A 1,539-nucleotide genomic window follows, 5' to 3' on the forward strand; every position below is an offset into this window, starting at 1 on the left:
TTGCAGACGCTGGCGTTGTTGATGTCCAGGTTGTTGCCCGACGTGTTGGTGATGAAGTTGGCGGTCACAGCAGTTTTCCAGGCGTTAGGCACGGCGACGAACTTGTGGGCCTGAGTCGCAGTGTTGTTGCCCGGGTTGCTGTAGTGCTGAGTCAGGAAGGCTTTGACGTCCGCGGCCACGGCTGCATCCTTGTAGCACTGACCGAAGATGAAGTTGGTGTAGGCAGCCAGTTTGTAACCCGAAGCCGGGTTAGCCACCACGGGCGACCAGTTGGCAGGGTTTGCAGCCTGGGCCGGGGTCGAAGGAGCGGACACCGACGACAGTGCGAGGGTGACGTTGAGCGAAGTTGGCTGAACGCCGTTAACACGAGCAACAACAGCGTTGCTGGTGGCGTCGACACCGTCCGGACCGACATAACCGATCGAGCCGTCAACCGCGTTCACGGTAGTGGCGACATCAGAAGTGTTGGCGACGCCGACCCAGTTCGACGGCAGTGTCGAACCGGCTGGCAGACGCGCGTTGGTGAAGGTGGAGCTGGTGGCGAACTGAGTCGGGCAGACCGAGTTCAAGTGACGGCTGAGGATTTCCGAAGTGCCGCTGGAAACGTTGCGGTACACAACGCGAATCGGCGTGGTGTCGGTCGTGCCGAGCAGCTGGCCCCAAGTGGTCTTGGCACCGGAGAACGCATCGCACAGCTGAGCGCTGGTCAGGTTCAGCGCGGTCTGGCCGGCTTTTTTGTACGGGATGGCAACCGAAGTGGCCACCGAAGGCAGTTGAATCAGCGGGCCGTACGAAGCGCCGTAGGTGGTGTTGTAGGTGTTGATTTCCGCAGCGCTGAGGATCGAATCGCTACCGGCGAAATGCACGGTGCCGGTGGTGCTGAAACCGGCCGGGTTGTTGGTCAGGAAAGCGGTCTTACCGGCACCGCTGCCCACGGCGGCGTAGCTGAAGTTGGCAGGCAGGATGCTGTCGGCCGAACCTTTGTACAGAGCGGCTGGCAGCGTGGCGCCACCACCGGTAACGGCCATGGCCTGGGCGGAAGCCAGAGCGGCGACGGTCAGGGAAGCGGCGATCAGAGTGCGCTTGAACATGAAGAATCTCCTTTTCAACGATGGTTGTGAACACAGGTTTTCAGGGGTCTTGCATGACACTGGGAAGACTCACCGCTGACCTTCGCAAGCGGGGTCCGTGGTTAAGTCGCAATGAGAAATTCGCAGGTTCCGGTGACAGATAAAGGAAAAAACCTCGGGAGCTGCGCGGGGATTTTCCGACGGTTTTCTCGGGTGTTTGTGGGGGATGGCGCGGCGTCTGGATCGTGGGTTTGGCTGAAACTGGCTGCAGCCGTTGCGGGGTGGTTGCAGATGACAGAAAGGAGAACCCGAGGATGGTGCTTTTGAGGCTCGGGTGATGCTGGAGTCCTGGCAAAAAAGTCTGAGTTATTTGTTGTTCTGCATGGCCCTATCGCTGGCAAGCCAGCTCCCACAGGTGGATGGTGCTTACTCCATTCTCTGTAGGAGCTGCCCGAAAGGGCTGCGATCT

1 protein-coding gene is annotated in these 1,539 nt (G+C 59.8%); it reads right to left on the bottom strand.

The features are described 5' to 3' along the window. On the bottom strand, positions 1 to 1,091 hold a 1,091-nt coding region (locus HT737_RS03620; RefSeq protein WP_182401471.1), incomplete at its 3' end, for a substrate-binding domain-containing protein. Positions 1,092 to 1,539 lie beyond the last annotated feature (448 nt).

It is taken from the genome of Pseudomonas sp. MD195_PC81_125, from assembly GCF_014060985.1.
Taxonomy (GTDB): Bacteria; Pseudomonadota; Gammaproteobacteria; order Pseudomonadales; family Pseudomonadaceae; genus Aquipseudomonas; species Aquipseudomonas parakoreensis.